The sequence below is a fragment of the Psychrobacter vallis genome (assembly GCF_904846715.1).
Taxonomy (GTDB): Bacteria; Pseudomonadota; Gammaproteobacteria; order Pseudomonadales; family Moraxellaceae; genus Psychrobacter; species Psychrobacter vallis.
This window is the reverse complement of the sequence record NZ_CAJHBU010000001.1, coordinates 188,171-205,346: the sequence shown is the minus strand read 5'-3', so window position 1 is coordinate 205,346 and position 17,176 is coordinate 188,171. Positions and strand designations below refer to the sequence as shown.

16 protein-coding genes are annotated in these 17,176 nt (G+C 43.7%); 7 read left to right on the top strand and 9 right to left on the bottom strand.

All coding sequences use genetic code 11. The features are described from left to right. Positions 1-142: 142 nt before the first annotated feature. Complete coding sequence (locus tag JMY02_RS00855; RefSeq protein ID WP_201594234.1) at positions 143-1,117, bottom strand: GlxA family transcriptional regulator; 975 nt, start codon at positions 1,115-1,117, stop codon at positions 143-145. A 108-nt stretch (positions 1,118-1,225) separates the two neighbouring features. Between JMY02_RS00855 and JMY02_RS00850 the strand changes: the two genes are divergently transcribed. The 3 genes from JMY02_RS00850 (at position 1,226) to JMY02_RS00845 (ending at position 2,763) form a co-directional block, all read left to right on the top strand. After that, positions 1,226-1,774 (top strand): cysteine hydrolase family protein, encoded by a 549-nt coding sequence (locus JMY02_RS00850; protein WP_201594232.1) that lies wholly within the window; start codon positions 1,226-1,228, stop codon positions 1,772-1,774. A gap of 78 nt (positions 1,775-1,852) precedes the next feature. Next, positions 1,853-2,041 (top strand): hypothetical protein, encoded by a 189-nt coding sequence (locus tag JMY02_RS13605; protein ID WP_227678350.1) that lies wholly within the window; start codon positions 1,853-1,855, stop codon positions 2,039-2,041. 8 nt (positions 2,042-2,049) lie between these two features. Further along, the gene (locus tag JMY02_RS00845; RefSeq protein ID WP_227678349.1) at positions 2,050-2,763 is read left to right on the top strand and encodes an MBL fold metallo-hydrolase; all 714 of its coding nucleotides are present in this window, start codon (positions 2,050-2,052) and stop codon (positions 2,761-2,763) included. A gap of 113 nt (positions 2,764-2,876) precedes the next feature. Here JMY02_RS00845 and map read toward each other — a convergent pair whose 3' ends face one another. Continuing rightward, positions 2,877-3,650, bottom strand: a complete 774-nt coding sequence (map, locus tag JMY02_RS00840) for a type I methionyl aminopeptidase (protein WP_201594230.1) — start codon at positions 3,648-3,650, stop codon at positions 2,877-2,879. Next, the gene (locus JMY02_RS00835; RefSeq protein WP_201594228.1) at positions 3,643-3,861 is read right to left on the bottom strand and encodes a ParD-like family protein; all 219 of its coding nucleotides are present in this window, start codon (positions 3,859-3,861) and stop codon (positions 3,643-3,645) included. The genes map and JMY02_RS00835 overlap by 8 nt, the downstream gene beginning before the upstream one ends. Positions 3,862-4,119: 258 nt before the next feature. Between JMY02_RS00835 and JMY02_RS00830 the strand changes: the two genes are divergently transcribed. Both JMY02_RS00830 and JMY02_RS00825 read left to right on the top strand, forming a co-directional pair. Further along, positions 4,120-4,644, top strand: coding sequence for a PaaI family thioesterase (locus JMY02_RS00830; protein WP_201594226.1), 525 nt, complete (start codon positions 4,120-4,122; stop codon positions 4,642-4,644). Positions 4,645-4,796: 152 nt separating this feature from the next. Further along, positions 4,797-5,702 carry an alpha/beta fold hydrolase gene (locus tag JMY02_RS00825; RefSeq protein ID WP_201594224.1) on the top strand — a complete coding sequence of 302 codons (906 nt, stop codon included), beginning with the start codon at positions 4,797-4,799 and terminating at the stop codon, positions 5,700-5,702. Between the two features lie 113 nt (positions 5,703-5,815). Here the strand turns inward: JMY02_RS00825 and JMY02_RS13765 are convergent, their stop codons facing one another. The 6 genes from JMY02_RS13765 to JMY02_RS00795 form a co-directional block, all read right to left on the bottom strand. Next, positions 5,816-6,097: a DUF3325 family protein gene (locus tag JMY02_RS13765; RefSeq protein ID WP_227678364.1), complete on the bottom strand. Its 282-nt coding sequence runs from the start codon at positions 6,095-6,097 to the stop codon at positions 5,816-5,818. Between the two features lie 28 nt (positions 6,098-6,125). After that, positions 6,126-7,814 carry a PepSY-associated TM helix domain-containing protein gene (locus JMY02_RS00815; RefSeq protein WP_201594219.1) on the bottom strand — a complete coding sequence of 563 codons (1,689 nt, stop codon included), beginning with the start codon at positions 7,812-7,814 and terminating at the stop codon, positions 6,126-6,128. Positions 7,815-7,841: 27 nt separating this feature from the next. Then, on the bottom strand, positions 7,842-8,132 hold the full coding sequence (locus JMY02_RS00810) for a hypothetical protein (RefSeq protein ID WP_201594217.1): 291 nt from the start codon (positions 8,130-8,132) through the stop codon (positions 7,842-7,844). A 45-nt stretch (positions 8,133-8,177) separates the two neighbouring features. Further along, positions 8,178-10,451, bottom strand: a complete 2,274-nt coding sequence (locus tag JMY02_RS00805; RefSeq protein WP_201594215.1) for a TonB-dependent siderophore receptor — start codon at positions 10,449-10,451, stop codon at positions 8,178-8,180. 338 nt (positions 10,452-10,789) lie between these two features. Further along, positions 10,790-12,763, bottom strand: a complete 1,974-nt coding sequence (gene fhuB, locus JMY02_RS00800) for a Fe(3+)-hydroxamate ABC transporter permease FhuB (RefSeq protein ID WP_201594213.1) — start codon at positions 12,761-12,763, stop codon at positions 10,790-10,792. Further along, positions 12,760-13,731: an ABC transporter substrate-binding protein gene (locus tag JMY02_RS00795; RefSeq protein ID WP_201594211.1), complete on the bottom strand. Its 972-nt coding sequence runs from the start codon at positions 13,729-13,731 to the stop codon at positions 12,760-12,762. The genes fhuB and JMY02_RS00795 overlap by 4 nt, the downstream gene beginning before the upstream one ends. Positions 13,732-13,906: 175 nt before the next feature. On the opposite strand from JMY02_RS00795, the gene JMY02_RS00790 reads away from it, so the two are divergent. Both JMY02_RS00790 and JMY02_RS00785 read left to right on the top strand, forming a co-directional pair. Next, positions 13,907-15,046 carry a M14 family metallopeptidase gene (locus JMY02_RS00790; protein WP_201594209.1) on the top strand — a complete coding sequence of 380 codons (1,140 nt, stop codon included), beginning with the start codon at positions 13,907-13,909 and terminating at the stop codon, positions 15,044-15,046. Between the two features lie 360 nt (positions 15,047-15,406). After that, on the top strand, positions 15,407-17,089 hold the full coding sequence (locus JMY02_RS00785) for an NAD-dependent malic enzyme (RefSeq protein WP_201594207.1): 1,683 nt from the start codon (positions 15,407-15,409) through the stop codon (positions 17,087-17,089). Positions 17,090-17,176 lie beyond the last annotated feature (87 nt).

The window sequence follows — 17,176 nt, the reverse complement described above, 5'->3', positions numbered from 1 at the left end:
AATACACCGAAAATTGAGCCGTGTTAAATACTGACCATAGCCTCTTAAACACTGTCCAATTTAATTATGCCACTAAAGTCTTGACTGTAATGGAGTTGGTCTCATTTGGAGTAGATTACAGATGCGATGCAGATGCCATTTTTTAATTCGTATTAAATCTCCGCCGATACTCGCTCGGTGTCAACCCAACAATGCGCTTAAATATTTTACGAAACGCGCTGACATCACTATAACCTACCTTCCATGCAATTTGCTCAACTGCCAGCATAGAGAACTGTAGAAAATCTTTTGCTTCTCCGATGCGTAATCTTTGACAGTATTCCGTTGATGTCATGCCTGTGGCTTTATGGAAACGACGCAGAAAAGTACGTTCTTCTAACTGTGCATAATTGGCTAGTGTGGACAAATCAATATTCTGTGCCTCCGTTCTTTGCAGCCAATGTTGCACCTTTAGTATGGCTGCATCACCATGTGTTAATACCGGTGAAAACGCACTGTAATAGCATTGCTCGCGTCTTGAGGGGTCGACTAACAACATACGAGCGGTCTCATTCATCACCTGTGAGCCAAGAAACCGATCAACCATCCTAAGCCCCAAATCCGTCCAAGCCATCGCACCACCAGCTGTCACAATATCACCGTCTTCGATAATAATGCGATCCACATCAAGATCGATATCAGGGAAACGCTTCTCGAACTGCTCTACATAACACCAATGTGTGGTTGCCTTGCGCTTGGATAGTAGTCCCGTCTCACCCAGTAAAAAAGCACCGGCGCAGACAGATGACATTATCACACCTGATGAATGCTGATCTCTCAGCCATTCTAGCCAAGGCGCTGCTGCTTGCTTTGTAATTGGCGCCTCTAACGTTGGCGGGATAATGACAGCCGCTAATTTTCCTACACTATCGGGATTACTAGAAAAAGCGCAGGTAGGCAGCAGATTAGTATCTTTAATCTCCCATTGACTCACTTGTAAAGGAAGATCAGTTGTATCTTGGCGCTTGGCAGAGATTTTACTGGCAATGACGAACAAATCAGTCAGACCAAGGATGGCCGCCATTTGTGCTTTCTCATAGACGACCAAGCCGATTTCAATAGTGTTTTTTTGATTCATATGTCGTTATTAGCCTCTAATGTGTCGATGTGGCCACTCGTTAGTGTAGCACGGTGCTTGTAAAATATACGCCTATACAGCCGCTCCCATAAACAAAGAGGCATTATTATGAACAAACAAGCACTGATCGTTGTCGACATTCAAAATGAGTATTTCCCAGAAGGTAAGTTATCACTGGTAGGTATCAACGAAGCTGCTGATAATGCAGCTTTGGTTATTGCGTCTGCTAGACAAAAAGGCCATACCATTATTCATATTCGTCATGAGATGCCCTCTGCTGACGCATCGATCTTTACGCCGGGTAGCGATGGTGTAGAGATCAATGAGAAGGTAAAACCGATAGAGGGTGAGACTGTCATCACAAAGCATTACCCCAATTCATTCCGTGAGACTGCTCTTAAAGAGTTGCTCGATAAAGAAGGCATCAAAGAGGTTACCGTGATTGGTGCTATGAGTCACATGTGCGTGGATGCCACCGTTCGTGCGGCAGTGGACTTTGGTTATACCACGACCACGGTTCATGATGCCTGTGCCACGCTTGATCTTGAATTTAACGGGACGACGGTACCCGCAGCGCAGGCTCACGCCACTATCATGGCAGCGATTGAGTTTCTATATGGCGAAGTGATTGATACCCAAATTTGGATTGCGCGTTAATCCAGATTTTTTAATCCGCTCATGATTTAGTCATGAAATAGACTCTTAAACCAAATTATTATCAATAAGGTAACTATTATGAATATAGTAAAATCGCTGACCGGCACCACACTATTAAGTGGCGTGATATTTTCAACCGCATGTACCACCTTTGCCAGTCCAGCAGCAAATTCTAACGCTGTAAAACAGACAGCGACCAATACCGTTATCTTTCAGCAAATCCGCAACGCCACGATTATGCTCGATTATGCTGGCACTACTTTTTAGTAGACCCTATGCTTGCGCCTAAAAACGCCTACCCAGGATTTGCAGATACTGTAAATAGCGAGATTCGCTATCCAATGGTAGATTTGCCGATGTCTGTTGCAGAAGTGCTTAAAGCAGATGCCATTATCTTGACGCATTTACATGCTGACCATTGGGATGATGCCGCACATAACCTCGTGCCTCGTAATATGCCAATTTTTACCCAATATGCAGCCGATGCGGCAATCGTACGTAAAGATGGTTTCACCGATGTCAGAGTACTGACAGAGCAAGGGATTGTGTTTAAAGGCACTAGAATCAATAAAACCATCGGACAGCATGGTACTGATGAGATGTACAAGGTTCCAGCACTTGCTCAGTCACTTGGCAAAACGATGGGGATTGTGTTCCAAAAACCAAACTACAAAACAGTCTATGTCGCAGGTGATACGATTTGGGATAAAGAAGTAGAAGGTGCGCTCACTCGCTACCAGCCTGATGCGGTCGTCCTTAATGCAGGCTATGCGAAGCTGACTTCTTTTGATGACTCTATTATCATGGGTAAAGAGAATGTATACCGTGCGTATAAATTCTCTCCTAATGCTCAAATAATTAGCGTACACATGGATACGGTCAATCATGCAACGCTAACAAGAGCAGAGCTACGTCGTTTTATAGAAGAAAAGCACTTAGACAAGCAACGCACCCTCGTCCCTAATGATGGGCAGGTCTATAAATTTTAACAATCAATAAGTAGATCTCTTGTATAGGCCATTGCTAAACCTCCTCAGTGTGAAGCCGAGAGAGGGCGCTTTTGCAAGGGATCTATAATCTAACTGTCTATATGAATCATTCTTTACACACTTTCGTCTTCTCGAAGTGTCAACACTTCATAACCATCTGATGTGACGGCAATGGTGTGCTCCCACTGGGCAGACAGTTTTTTATCACTGGTGACGACTGTCCAGCCATCGTTTTTCGTTTTGACTTTGGCCTTACCTTGATTGATCATTGGTTCAATCGTGAATGTCATGCCTTCTTTTAGCATTAAACCTTTCCCCTGAATACCGTAATGCAGCACTTCTGGCGCTTCATGCATCTCACGTCCAATCCCGTGACCACAATACTCTCGTACGATAGAGTAGCCATTCTTTTCAGCATAGGTTTGAATGGCGTGACCAACATCACCGAGTGTCGCTCCCGGTTTTACCACACGTATGCCTTCCCACATGGCCTTATATGTCTTATCCACCAAGAGTTTGGCGAGTGGTAGCACCTCACCGATCATATACATTTTACTCGAATCGGCGATAAAACCACCTTGCTCTAAGGTAATATCCACATTCACAATATCGCCTGATTTGAGTATTTGACTGTCTGAGGGAATGCCATGACAGACCACGTTATTGACTGACGTGTTGAGCGCATACTCATAACCATATTGACCTTTGCTCGCTGGACGTGCAGCGAGCTGATCGACGATATGACGCTCAGCGAGATCGTTGATTTCCATCGTAGAGGTGCCGATGGTGATATTTTTATCAAGATAATTAAAAACTGAGGCGAGTAGGCGTCCAGACTTGCGTATTACCTTGAGTTCTTCGGGCGTTTTTAGCGTGATCTCAGCCATCGATAAGATTCCCTGTCTCAAGAGTATTTTTGACATCAGCTTTTTTCATCTGCTCATTAATAATTTGGCTATAAGTCATAGTAGGATTGGCCTCAGCAAGCATGCCTATCTTCATCCAATACTCAGCTTGTGCGTTAATAGAGCGCACCATTACCGTACTTGCCTTACGAATCTCTTCGTGCAGCGCATCATCAATTTTTACGATGCCCATCGGAATACCTCTAATATATGAAACGTATACGAATCATATATTATTGTGAACAAATTTCAAGCAGATTTTTGCACGCGTGAGTAATAATCTGGACTTATAAGTAGTTGCCGATTTCTTTTATGCTATATTTCTAAGCAGGTTTTGATGAATAATCACGTCATAAAAACGGGTTATCGTTATCTAAATAGTCATTGCTTAACCAGTTGATAGCGCGCAATGCTGGGACAAGGCACACTTCTAATGCACAAGGACAGTAAGATGGATGTAGCAAATGTAATCGAAACGTGGGAAGCAGAAGCATTACAAGTACAGGAGAAGTTGGGACCTGCTGGGGTGACCCCGCCTGCGGAGTTGGCTGGTTTGAGTGGTATGGAAATGTTTAAAGCGATGTTTGCAGGCGAATTGCCGCAGCCGCCTATTGGCGTGACGCTTGATTTTATGCCCATTCGCATTGAGTCTGGCACCGCCATTTTTCAAGGTCGACCGGGTCAGCAACATTACAATCCTTTAGGCAGTGTCCACGGGGGTTGGTTTTGTACGCTGTTAGACTCCGCTGTCGCGTGCGCCATTCAGTCTACCTTACCAGCGGGTAAAGCTTATACCACCCTAGAGATCAAGGTAAATATGATACGGGCTTTGAGCGATGCAACACCACTTGTGCGCGCCGAAGGCACCGTCATTCATGTAGGTCGAAAAACCGCGACCGCTGAGGGACGGATTGTAGGGCCTGATGGCAAACTATATGCTCATGCCACCACGACTTGTTTAATATTTGACGTCTAGTAGCGCCAAATGAGAGATGTGGTCGAGTATTGCGTAGTGTGCAGAGGTTTATAATCGTATTGTTGTAATTACATTCTTACCTTGGCGTTTCATGAATACTTTACCACTTAAAACGGCTTTGCCTATTCCTCAATAATAATAAGACCCATGTTATGCAAACATTCGAACGTACGATGACTCTAGATGGCAAAAATGCCAGATATTACGATCTATCAGCCTTGGTTGAAAGGGATAAAAACACTGAATCATCACCTGCGCATTTTTATGGCGGTAATGGATTTGCGACGGGTGTTTATATACCGCTATTGACCAAACTCAGTGAGCGATTCAATCTGAGCAGTCTGGCCATGCGCGGATATTGGCAAGATTTACCTTCTATGAAAAAGCTGACTCGTGAGCAAGACGCCGACGCACTGATTGATTTTTTGGAGAGAACGCAAGATAAGCCTGTGGTCGGTATCGGTCATTCACAAGGCGCGACAGCCACCGTCATTGCCGCTGCTAAATGCCCAGAATTGTTTTCGCAGTTGTATTTGATAGAGCCAGTGACATTTACCAAATCACAAAAACTCATTACTGATCTGATCCCTGACAGCATAAAGATCAGTCAAGAACCTTTCAAAAGTACGCTCGCTAAGCAAGCGGAGTGGCAAAGTATTGAGGCATACTACGAATATCTGCGGGCACATCGCGCATTCAAGCGCATTGGCGATGACCATCTTTATATCTTTGCGAAAAACAGTCTCATTCAAAATGAGGAAGCGGCGTATAGCCTGTTATTTACGCCCAAGCAAGAGTTGGCAAGCTACTTTGACACGCCTTTCGTCAATGACGCATTAAAAAAACTCAATAACATGGATTTTCCGTATACCATTATTATGGGCAAACCCTCCATTTTTATTAGCAATAAAGTCCGTAAAATCTGGAAAAGTCTTGTCCCAACGACGCACGTTATCGAGCTATCTGACAATGGACATCTTTTGCCCATGGAAGTACCTGAACCATGTGCCAATATCATTATAGAAAAGTTTAATGACAGGATGACCAATTTTTCATAGCGGCGCTTTATACATTATAATGTCACGTATCGATTGTATGTCGAGCTGCTTATCACTGCTCATATGGTGAGTTCAGTATAAAAACAAGTCAGCGGGACTGGAAGATAATGTATCTATTTTATGTAAAATCGACTATATATCATCATGGCTAAATAAACCAATCCTGCTGTTACTGTCAAACTGGCAAACCATACCACGACGAAATAGCCTGTTTGGTGTGAAAAATACGTCAATAAAAATGCAATCGCTAACAGTAGCAGCCCTAGCCAGCGTAGCCGATGACGACTTAAAAAAAGAGGTAATTTGTGCTGAAACGTATCCACATGTCTTTTACTGCTTATCATCAAGGCAATCAGGCCCAGCAGATTCAGTAAAAATAGCAGAATAGACAGCATTGAGTCAGATATGACCAAGTTAGACATACTATGGGTTTCCTGTCTGAGATGCCACGCGATATTTTGATTTCATCTTTTGCTCAGGCGACGGTTTTTTAAAGCCAGCAGCATAAGTGATATAAGCAAACAGCAGTGCTAGAATAAAAAGTATGACATCGAAGCTGATAAACAGTACATCGCGACTAAAGACACTGTGTAGAAACCCGCGTTCGGTAGTCAAGCTATTGAGTAGCGGCGTGAATAAGAGCGATAGCGTGACCAACGACAGTAATATGCGCCATGCGTTACGATTCGAGAGCAATAACGTCAGCACAAAGCTACATGCCCATATAATAAAAAATCCATCGACTTCCCACTTTGCACGTGCCGTCATATTTAAGGGTAGCAAACGGTTGAGCCATAAAAATCCTACCATAGCCAAAGGCAATCCAGCCAGCGTAGCAATATTAAGTTTTTCCACCAGCCAAAATCCCACATAGGGTTTGTCCATAGTGAGCAATTGGCGGCGGCGTTTTACTGTCCAAAGCACCAAACCCGTTGCAATCATACCGCAACCTGCTGCGCCCAATAAAAAATACAGCCAGCGCAGCCAATAATCGGCAAAGCGCCCTGCATGCAAGCCAATCATGACCGTATGAGTCGTCACAGCGAGCGGTGGTGGTTTGCTTTGTTTCAGGGTTTTTCCTGTTTGCCCGTCATAAATGCGAAACACGCCTATGGTTGATATCTGACGGTCGGCTTTGCCATCAATGATAATCTGGCTATGATCAGTATTGGGATGATTGATACTGACACTGGTAATTTTATAATTGGGGTTGAGCTTTTGCCAATCTGCTTGAGTGGTCGCCAGCAGTGGGGCAATACTTATCATCGGTGCAGGTTGCAACTCAGTCGCATCGGCTGCCCTATAAGAATAAATTTCTTCAAAAAACTGCTGGGTATCAATGTTAGCGATCATACCACCCCACGGCATATACAACGTGATTAAGGTAATGATGCCAGTGAAAGTAATCATGATATGAAAGGGCAGTGGTAGTACAGAAAAAGCATTGTGCGCATCAAGCCATGAGCGTTGTCCTTTGCCCCAACGAAAAGTAAAAAAATCGATAAAGATTTTTTTGTGGACAATGATGCCAGTAATGATAGCCATCAGCATCATCATGGAGGCAATACCGACGATGATCCTTGCCCATATCACATTCATATAATGCAAATCAAAATGCATACGATAAAAAAAGTTGCCACCAGCTGTATCTCTTGGCGTATAAATGGCTTGAGTTTGTGTATCAATTTGATAACTTAGTCTTTCATTCTCAGCACTGGTCGTAATATGTAAACGCTGCTCGCTACTAGTGCTAGTAGGACCGTTGGTGATAAACCAGTTTTTGGCATCGGTTTGGGTTGCTTGCAGATGCGTAATCGCCGTACCAAAAGGCTCTAGACTATCTATGTTGCTTACCGCGTTTTGAGGTTGTGAGGACGTTGCTGTTATTTGTTGCGAAATAGGGGGAATTTCAGGTTGCATCCATGCCGTCAGCTCATTATTAAAATAACTGACCGTACCCATAAGAAAAATGGTAAATAACAACCAACCAAGTAGCAGCCCAAACCAAGTATGAACATCAGACATGATCAGCCGATAACCTTTTGTCTTGGTTTTGTCTCTTGTCTTAATTTCGGTCATTGGTACGGTTTGGCGTTTAGCAGAGTCTGACATCAAAGATGACCTGATGGTAATAAAAGTCTAAATAGTGGCATAACATATCATTCCCAATATTCCTGCAATGACAGTGACTACCGTCCATGCCAGCCATAGACGTCGCAGCGAAAATACTAAAATAATCATGACTGCACATACCACGATGCTAGCAATCTGTCCCCAATAGATGGCAGAAATTGTCTCCATTGGTAAGGACAAAAACACAAGGTCAGTGAGCACCGCCACGCCATAGCTACCACCAATCGCTAACACAATACGACTAAAAACTGTGAAGTCAGGCAGATAAAAACCTTGACTGCTATGGCGTTTACTCATGTGACGACCTGTCTATTACGGTAAATGGTCAAACCAGTATCAACATTAAAAGCGATAGGTCAGTCTACCTACCACATTTATAGGCTCGCCATAAGTTAACCCAAAGAAGTTTTCACCAGCAAGATATTTCTGATTGAATAAGTTGTTGACGTTAACCTGTGCCTCTAGATTGTCATTAAAGGCATATTTTGCCATGATGCTAGCAAGTGTCACATCATCTTGACCGTACTTTTCGGATTGTCCAGTCACAGGGTTTGTGACAATGCCATAGTATCCATTTGACCAATCAATACCGCCACCAACGGTTAAATTAGGAATGACGTGATCAAGATCATAGGTGGCAAACAGATTAAGCGTAGTATCGGCGTAGCCAGTATTGATGGCTTTGCCATCCTTGTCTTCAGCATTAAAATGCGTGTAGCCAATAGTTGCTTTTAGCTTGTCACTAAACTGACCAGTGACTTCCACTTCGACGCCCTGACTGTTGGCACCTTCTGCTCCAACATAAGCGTCTTCAATGGTTCCTGGAATTTTTTGACCGCCATCAAGTTGCGCAAGGTTGTCTTGCTCGATTCTAAAGATACTAACTTGGCTTTGTAGCGCCCCATTATCTGATTCACTCTTTAGACCAATCTCGTAGTTTTTGCCTTCGATAGGATCAAGATAACGACCATTAATGTCGCGTCGAGATTGCGGCTTAAAGATGTCGCTATAGCTGGTATAAACGCTATGATTGTTATTGATATCATAAGTAATACCAGCGTAAGGCGTCCAAATGTGATCAGATTTGGTATCTACATTACTACCATACTGTACACCCGATCGCTCGTAATCAGACACACGAGTCCCTAAAATCACTGACAAAGGATCCGTCAGCTTAAGCTGAGTTGCCGCAAAGATGGCTTTTTCCTTAATCGTGACATCAGAGCTTTGAGTTTTCTCTCCCCACACTGGTTCAGGATAGCTGCCATCCCAGTCAAAAAATTCAGACACTGGCAAAAGTCCATCGGGCGGCGCTTTATAGGTAAAGGTATCAAGCTCGCTTTTGTTATATGAGCCACCCACGATGAGTTGATGCGTTCTGCCTAGAGCATCAAAATTACCCGTCAATTTGGTCTTAACATTGATTTGTTTGCGTTCGGTATCGGCATGGAATGGATTTAAGTTATAGACCAGTCCAACGTTAGGGTCAATAACCTGACTGCCATTGGCATACATATAAAGAAGTTTCGGACTGCTCTCGCTCTCGTTATAACTGGCGTTGGTGGTTAGGTTCCAGTCTTCATTGAAATCATGATTGATGTCAGCAAAGTAATAGACGTTGTCAGAGTCCCAGTTTGCCCAATCTGCACTGCCATTTTTGCTGGTATCCCAATCTGCTTTTGAGCCATCACTTAAGTAACTTGGCAAACCGCCCCACATGGTCGATTTTGATTTGTTGTGTTGACGGCTGGCTCCCACGCTGACAGTGGTGTTGTCGCTCACATCGGCATCAACGGTGGCATAGAGCAGTCTTTGACCCAATTCTTGACGGTCGATAAAAGTATCACCATCTTGATAACTTGCGACGACGCGGCCTCGTACAGCACCGCTCTCGCTCAATGACTGGCTACGGTCAACGCTAACGCCATAATTGCCATAACGATCGACGTTGGCAGACAGCTCTGTAGCAGGTACTTTGCTATCAGCACGTTTACGTATCAAGTTAACATTGGCAGAAGGATCGCCTGAGCCACTCATCAAGCCCGTGGCGCCTCGTACGATTTCAACATGATCAAACATAGCGGTATTAGCGTTATATTCACCCATTGCGGCTTGCTGGACAAAGTCGGTATTCAAGCCGTCAATTTGGAAGCCAGTAATGCCAAAACCTCTTGCCGAAAACCCACTGCGCGCGCCATCGATACTGCCTACTTGAATACCAGGCGCGCGTTTGAGTACATCTATCAAGTTGTTTGAGTTTTGATCTTTGATTTGCTGATTGGTGACCACGCTGACGGCTTGCGGCGTTTCTTTCGCTGATAGCGCCATTCCTGTGGCACTACTGGCGACGGGTATGGTGTAGCTATCAGTATTTTCAGTGACTTGGGTGGGCGTATCTGCCGTGACCACGATGGTCGGTAGTGTGGTACTTGGTTCTGCTGCGTCCCCTGTATCCTTGATTTGGATACCAGTGTCATTGGCTTGGTTTTGCTGTGAAGTTTCAGCATGAATCATGGAGGAGCTTAAGGCCAACGAAGCGATGGCTGAGAAATGCATGGTCTGTTTGACGAACCAACTTAAAGTACTGAATTTATGCCGCGTGGTGTTTTGTGTCATGGTAAACATTAAGTGAGATCTCGAGTAAAGTAAAAGTTTGATTGGTTAGACATTATCTCGATAAAGAGTGGAATTGCCTGTCAATAAAATTGATAAAGAACAATCCTGTCATGGCATCTTTGGAAGGCGCTACCAAATATTTCAGACATGATAATGATAATTGTTATTATTAGCAATACAATATAGAAATATTTTTGACACATTTACCTACCGATTGATATCGGAGGCTTATGAATCTAAGAAAATAAAACGAGTGGTATGCTTAGAGCATTTTTGAGGTGATATGCTCTAGCTATAGGTGATAATGGCTGAAATTTTTTATTTAGGATCAGCTATTTTTACGCTCTGATACGGCGCATCAGGTATAAGAAATATGCGCCGCCAATAATAGCGGCAATGGTGCCAGCCGGTATCTCGTAAGGGAATATAATATAACGACCAAGCCAGTCAGCGAACACCATGAGAGCTGCCCCCAAGATAGCGGCCAGTTGCAATTGGCGCTTGAGTTGAACGGCGCCCAACGTGGTGGCAAGGTGAGGCACCATCAGACCTACAAAACTGAGTGGCCCCACTGCCAACGTCGATATCGTACTAAGTGCTGCTACAAGGATTAATACCAAGCTTTGAAACAATCTCAAAGACACGCCAAGCTCACGGGCTATTCCGCCACCTAAGCTTAATATCTCTAGTGGCTTTATCACCATAAAACTCAATATAAAAAGCAATACTGCAAATATCACTAGCAGCCATGCTGTCTCGGGGCTGGCAAGATACGTGGAGCCTGACAACCAGCTGAGGACTGCTTGTAGTCGTTGATCGCCAGATATTTTGACCAAACTTAACAGACCGCCCATCAATGCCGCAATGGCCACGCCTACCAGCAATAGATAGGCTGGATTTACTCTGCGCGCGAGCCATAATATCAAACCAAGCACGATAGAAGCGCCGAGTAACCCTGAGAGTACAATGCCCGTGTAGCCAAAACTGGGTAAGAATACAAAGGCTAACACCACGCCTATGGCTGAACCTGAGCTGATTCCCAATACTTCGGGACTCGCCATGGGATTACGCGTTAAGGTCTGTAGCAACACGCCTGCAGTCGCCAACATCACGCCCGTTGCAGCAGCGCTTAGGGTGCGAGGCAATCTAAAATCAACGATTAGATGCCATATGGCATTTAGTTGCCAACCATTTGCTGTGGCGGTGAAGATAAGTATGCTGGCTATGAGCAGAACTAAGGCGACACTCCAGCGCAGTAAGTGAGTATCACGACGTTTTGAGACAAGCGTCGGCGTAATCTCATCGACATGCTGGCGACTTTGAGTCACTATCAGCCATATGACCAATGGCGCGCCAAGTATGGCGGTCATCGCATCAGCAGGTATGTTTAGGCTCAGGTAATGCTGTAGTATCGTCGTGATATTACTGGTAACCCACAACAAAAGCGCCCCAAACCCATAACCCAATAGCAACCGATATGCGATGTGTTTGACAGAAAACACATTCACGAGGGTAGCGGCACCCAAACCAATAAAACCAATAGGCCCCACACGACTCACCACAAGTGCCGTCAGTATGGCCACCAATCCCACGACCAAACCACGAATAAGATTGATGGGTACGCCCAAGCTTTTTGCTTGCCTATCGTCTAAGCTCATAATTTCTAGGGGTTTTAGCAACGGCATCAAGCAGACAACAGCGACCACACTAGCAATGGTCAATATGACAGACACCTGCCAGTTGTTTTGCGTGAGACTGCCCGCCGCCCATACCATGACGTTTAAGGATTCTTCAGCATAATAAATTAACAGTAAGGCAGTGATAGCACCCAATAAAATATTGGTGACCAATCCACCAAGCACCAACACCAAAGGATTCATGCGACTGGGCGCGGCTAGAATAAAAACAATGGCCATACTGCTGAGCGCGCCGACAAAAGCGACCCAAAAGCTGCCGCCGAGTGCCAAACTGGGCAGGAATAAAGTGACAAGTAGCAATGCCATGTTTGCGCCGCTACCGACTGCCAATGTCGTGTCTGAGGCCAACGTGTTTTTGACCAACTGTTGCAACAAGACGCTGACCAATCCTAAAAGACCACCAGACGTCAATGCCACCACCATAGTGGGTACGATTTGCAATTGAAGACTCATGTCGGCAAGTGACAAGTCAAACGAAGGCGTAAACAGGTCGATGAAAGGCAAGTTCCATAGTTGCTGTATAACCGCGTAACTGCTGACTACAGCCATCACTATTAATACCAGAACCATCATATAAATGGGGTTGGCCGACAAAAAATTGTTTTTAATCATCATAAATCGGTATTGCCTACAAAAGTGGCGTTCATTAGGCGATCAGCTAAGACGTTCATAGAAGCCACACCACTATTGTTCCATGTCGCTGGTAATAATGTCACGCAGCGCCCATTATCAGTGTTGTCAAAGGAATAGCCCAGTCGTTGCCATACCAAGCTGTCTTTTAATTCCAATTTGAGAAGATCACTGATCGGTTCGATGACCGCAAGACAAGTATCGTCATCAAGTTGCGCCAAATCCCCAAGCATGATGGGTGCAAAACCCCATTCATTACCATCTGCAAACGCCACCAGCTCTAGATCCATGGTCTCTAAAGCAGGCTGAAACAAACTGTTGTATGAAAACATACGCAAATTGTTGGTGTCGGCAAATTGTACGATGGCCAGCTTTTTAATATGTGGATAGCGCGTACGGAACGTCTGTCCCGCTTGCGCGATTTGATTTTTACTGTTGTCTAGATAATCCTGCGCAGCTTGAGGTTGGTGAATATACGCTCCCAATTCTAGAGTCGGCGTTATAAAATCCTCCCAAGCAGCGACTTTATTGGAGCTACTTAAGGCAAGAGAATGAACGGGCAGATCACCGTACATGGGGCGCAAATGCTCATAAAACGCACTGTCTATCACCACATCTACGTCTAATTGTGAGAACATCTCGGGATTGGGTTGATAGCGTGTCCCCACATCAGATGTCGTGGCGGGTATAATAGGCTTGCCGACCCATTCTTTATAAAAGGTTTTATCACCCATCGCAACAGGTGGATATCCCATCGCCGTTAATGTTGCGGCAATACCCCAGTCAGGGGTCATGACTTTAGGAGATATCTGCTCGTTTTGAGGCGGCATGGGCGGTGCTGTGGCATCAGATAATTGGCAACTGCTTAGCAAAATGCTTGAGCATAAGGCGACACAACGCCTGAGCAATACCTTATCTTTGCGTAATAAGCCTAAATGATTGATATGCACCATAGCGAGCAGTCTAAAAGTAAATGAAGCATTCTAAATAAAAACCACGTAATAATGCAAATGATTTTCATTTTTATTTATAAAGTGGCGTGTTAGCATATTTTTAAGAGAAAGAACATCAGTATCGCCATGACGGCTATTTTTGAAACACGACCATAAAATCAATTAAGGAACGATTATGTATATCACTGCCAATTTCGATGCAGGTAATATTGACGTTATCAGTTTAGAGGATAAAAAAGACATTCAATTGGCTATCCGTCCAGACGTTGGTGGCGAGTTTTTTCAGTGGTTTAACTTTCGACTATCCGGTCAGATTGGAGAACAATATGTTCTTAATATCTTAAATGCGGGGGAGGCATCATATCTTGAAGGGTGGGAGAATTACCAAGCGGTTGCGTCGTATGATCGTCAGCATTGGTTCCGTTTGCCAACTTCTTATAAAAATGGCGTTTTAACCATCATGGCAGAGCTCGCGTATGAGACCATTCAGATTGCTTATTTTGCGCCTTACAGTTATGAGCGTCATCAAGATTTATTAGCCGCCGTACAAATGCACCCGTTAGTAAGTGTAGAGCATTTAGGTGAAACGCTCGACAAGCGTGATTTAACCTTAGTCAAAATTGGTGATGGCGACAGCAGTACTGATGTGAATAAACGCAATATTTGGATTACAGCGCGTCAGCATCCGGGTGAAACCATGGCGGAATGGCTAGTCGAAGGGCTAATAGACAGTTTGTTAGACAGTGATAATGCCAACAGTAGATTGCTATTAGATAAAGCGAATTTTTATATCGTGCCTAATATGAACCCTGATGGTAGTGTGCGCGGACATCTACGTACTAACGCAGTCGGGACTAATTTAAATCGTGAATGGTCAAACCCAAGTCTAGAGAAAAGCCCTGAAGTCTTTCATGTGATCAACAAAATGGAAGAGACCGGTGTTGACCTATTTTATGATGTGCACGGTGATGAAGCCTTGCCTTATGTGTTCCTTGCTGGTTCTCAAGGTACGCCAAGTTATAGTGAACGCCTTGCGGGTTTACGTGATACATTTTCAGAAGTATTAAAATTAGCGAGTGCCGATTTTCAGTCTGAATTTGGTTATGACGTTGATGCACCGGGTGCAGCAAATATGACGCTCGCCACTAACTGGGTGGCTGAACATTTTGATTGCCTTGCCAATACTTTAGAGATGCCGTTTAAAGACAATGACAATGTACCTGATTCAGCTAGAGGGTGGTCACCAGAGCGTTCTGCTAAATTAGGTGAAGCCTCGCTGATTGCCATGTTGGCAGTGGTTGATGACCTACGTTAGTTAATGATTTACGTTGGTTAAAGGTTTATAGTGGTCATGTAAAATAACCTCTCAAGTAATTAAGAATGTTCAACATGGCCTAATATAGAAGGCAACGAATTTTGAAGACGCGGGTTCAACTCCCGCCATCTCCACTGAGTAAAAAAATCTGCTCATAAAAAATGATCGAATTTTTTATTTGCCTAATATGTCTCGTTTCTTTATCTATTCTTAATTATTATTTAAGTCAATTAATTTTTTCAAGAGCGGCCATTATTTCAGTATAATATGGCTCTGTGCCGACAAGCTTGCTTTGGGTGATTTTGTTCTGCCAATTGTATACTTTGTACTACCATACACTTTTACTAAGAAGATTTTATTATGCAAACCAAACGTCCGTTATATATTCCTTTTGCTGGACCAGCCCTATTAGAAACCTCTTTATTGAATAAGGGGAGCGCTTTTTCATCAGAAGAACGGAGTAACTTCAATTTAACAGGCTTATTACCTCATAACATTGAGACAATTGAAGAGCAGTCATTACGCGCTTATCATCAACTTCGCTCATTTACGAGTGATATGGATAAGCACATTTATCTGCGTAATATACAAGACACCAATGAGACGTTATTTCATCATTTGGTTGAGCAACATATCGAAGAGGTAATGCCTCTTATCTATACGCCAACCGTTGGCCAAGCTTGTGAAAAATTCTCGCAAATTTATCGCCGTAAACGCGGTTTGTTCATCTCTTATCCTGAGCGTCATAACATCGACGATATGCTGCAAAATGCAACCAAACAAAAAGTAAAAGTCATCGTTGTCACTGATGGTGAACGTATCTTGGGCTTAGGCGATCAAGGTATTGGCGGCATGGGCATTCCCATTGGTAAATTGTCTTTATATACCGCTTGCGGCGGTATTAGCCCAGCTTACTGCCTACCAATTTTATTAGATGTAGGTACCAACAACCAGCAGTTGCTTGATGATCCTATGTATATGGGTTGGAGAAATCCACGCATCTCTGGTGATGAATATAATGAATTTGTTGATTTATTTATTCAAGCCGTCAAACGTCGTTGGCCAGAAGTGTTGTTACAATTTGAAGATTTTGCGCAGGAAAACGCGACACCATTATTGAATAGATATCGCGACCAGCTATGCTGCTTTAATGATGATATTCAAGGCACTGCGGCTGTCTCAGTCGGTACATTGATTGCAGCGTGCTTAAATAAAGGTCAAAAACTGAGTCAGCAAAGAATCGCATTCTTAGGTGCAGGATCAGCAGGTTGCGGTATCGCTGAACATATTATTCGCCAAATGCAGCGTGAGGGTTTAACAGAAGAGCAAGCTCGCAGTCAGGTGTTTATGGTTGATCGTTATGGCCTATTAACGGATAGCATGACAGAGCTACAAAAATTCCAAGTACCTTTAGTACAAAAAGAATCCGCTATTGCCCACTGGGATAAGAGCCAAAAACTCGGTTTGGCACAAGTGGTTAAGCAAGCAAAAGTAACGGTGTTATTTGGCGTCAGTGGACAAAAAGGTCTATTTACACAAGAAGTAATCGAAACGTTATGTGCGAATACTGAACATCCAATCGTATTGCCGCTATCTAATCCAACGTCTCGTGTTGAAGCGACACCGCAGGAAGTGACGAACTGGAGTAAAGGTAAGGCAATTATTGCAACAGGCAGTCCTTTTCCTAATACCACTTTTGAAGGTCAGACTTTTGAGGTCTCTCAGTGTAATAACAGCTATATTTTCCCCGGTATTGGGTTAGGTGTTTTAGCATCACATGCCAAAGGTATCAGCGATAATATGTTGATGGCTGCCAGCCAAGCATTGGCAGACATATCATTGGAATATGAAAAAGAAGCAGGGGCAATATTACCTTCAATTCAATTCATTAGAGAGATCAGTGAAAAGATCGCCTATGCAGTGGCACTACAAGCGATTGAAGACAAACTGGCCTTGCCTGTAACAGCAGAAAATTTAGAACGTCGATTAAAAGCCAATTTTTGGTTGCCTAGGTACCGCAGCTATCGTCGTACTTCTTTCTAACTGCTAGAAAGTAGCTAAAAAGTAACTAGAAAGTACATATAAAAAAGCCGAATATTACTGTAAAAAGTAGCATTCGGCTTTTTTACT

Excerpts from the sequence above, each read along its gene's own strand:
- JMY02_RS00850 (WP_201594232.1), top strand. The coding sequence starts at position 1,226 with ATGAACAAACAAGCACTGATCGTTGTCGACATTCAAAATGAGTATTTC.
- map (WP_201594230.1), bottom strand. The coding sequence starts at position 3,650 with ATGGCTGAGATCACGCTAAAAACGCCCGAAGAACTCAAGGTAATACGC.
- JMY02_RS00805 (WP_201594215.1), bottom strand. The coding sequence starts at position 10,451 with ATGACACAAAACACCACGCGGCATAAATTCAGTACTTTAAGTTGGTTC.
- JMY02_RS13765 (WP_227678364.1), bottom strand. The coding sequence starts at position 6,097 with ATGCTGTCTATTCTGCTATTTTTACTGAATCTGCTGGGCCTGATTGCC.
- JMY02_RS00835 (WP_201594228.1), bottom strand. The coding sequence starts at position 3,861 with ATGGGCATCGTAAAAATTGATGATGCGCTGCACGAAGAGATTCGTAAG.
- JMY02_RS00855 (WP_201594234.1), bottom strand. The coding sequence starts at position 1,117 with ATGAATCAAAAAAACACTATTGAAATCGGCTTGGTCGTCTATGAGAAA.
- JMY02_RS00810 (WP_201594217.1), bottom strand. The coding sequence starts at position 8,132 with ATGAGTAAACGCCATAGCAGTCAAGGTTTTTATCTGCCTGACTTCACA.
- JMY02_RS00825 (WP_201594224.1), top strand. The coding sequence starts at position 4,797 with ATGCAAACATTCGAACGTACGATGACTCTAGATGGCAAAAATGCCAGA.
- fhuB (WP_201594213.1), bottom strand. The coding sequence starts at position 12,763 with ATGATGATTAAAAACAATTTTTTGTCGGCCAACCCCATTTATATGATG.
- JMY02_RS00845 (WP_227678349.1), top strand. The coding sequence starts at position 2,050 with ATGCTTGCGCCTAAAAACGCCTACCCAGGATTTGCAGATACTGTAAAT.
- JMY02_RS00785 (WP_201594207.1), top strand. The coding sequence starts at position 15,407 with ATGCAAACCAAACGTCCGTTATATATTCCTTTTGCTGGACCAGCCCTA.
- JMY02_RS00795 (WP_201594211.1), bottom strand. The coding sequence starts at position 13,731 with ATGGTGCATATCAATCATTTAGGCTTATTACGCAAAGATAAGGTATTG.
- JMY02_RS00815 (WP_201594219.1), bottom strand. The coding sequence starts at position 7,814 with ATGTCAGACTCTGCTAAACGCCAAACCGTACCAATGACCGAAATTAAG.
- JMY02_RS00790 (WP_201594209.1), top strand. The coding sequence starts at position 13,907 with ATGTATATCACTGCCAATTTCGATGCAGGTAATATTGACGTTATCAGT.
- JMY02_RS13605 (WP_227678350.1), top strand. The coding sequence starts at position 1,853 with ATGAATATAGTAAAATCGCTGACCGGCACCACACTATTAAGTGGCGTG.
- JMY02_RS00830 (WP_201594226.1), top strand. The coding sequence starts at position 4,120 with ATGGATGTAGCAAATGTAATCGAAACGTGGGAAGCAGAAGCATTACAA.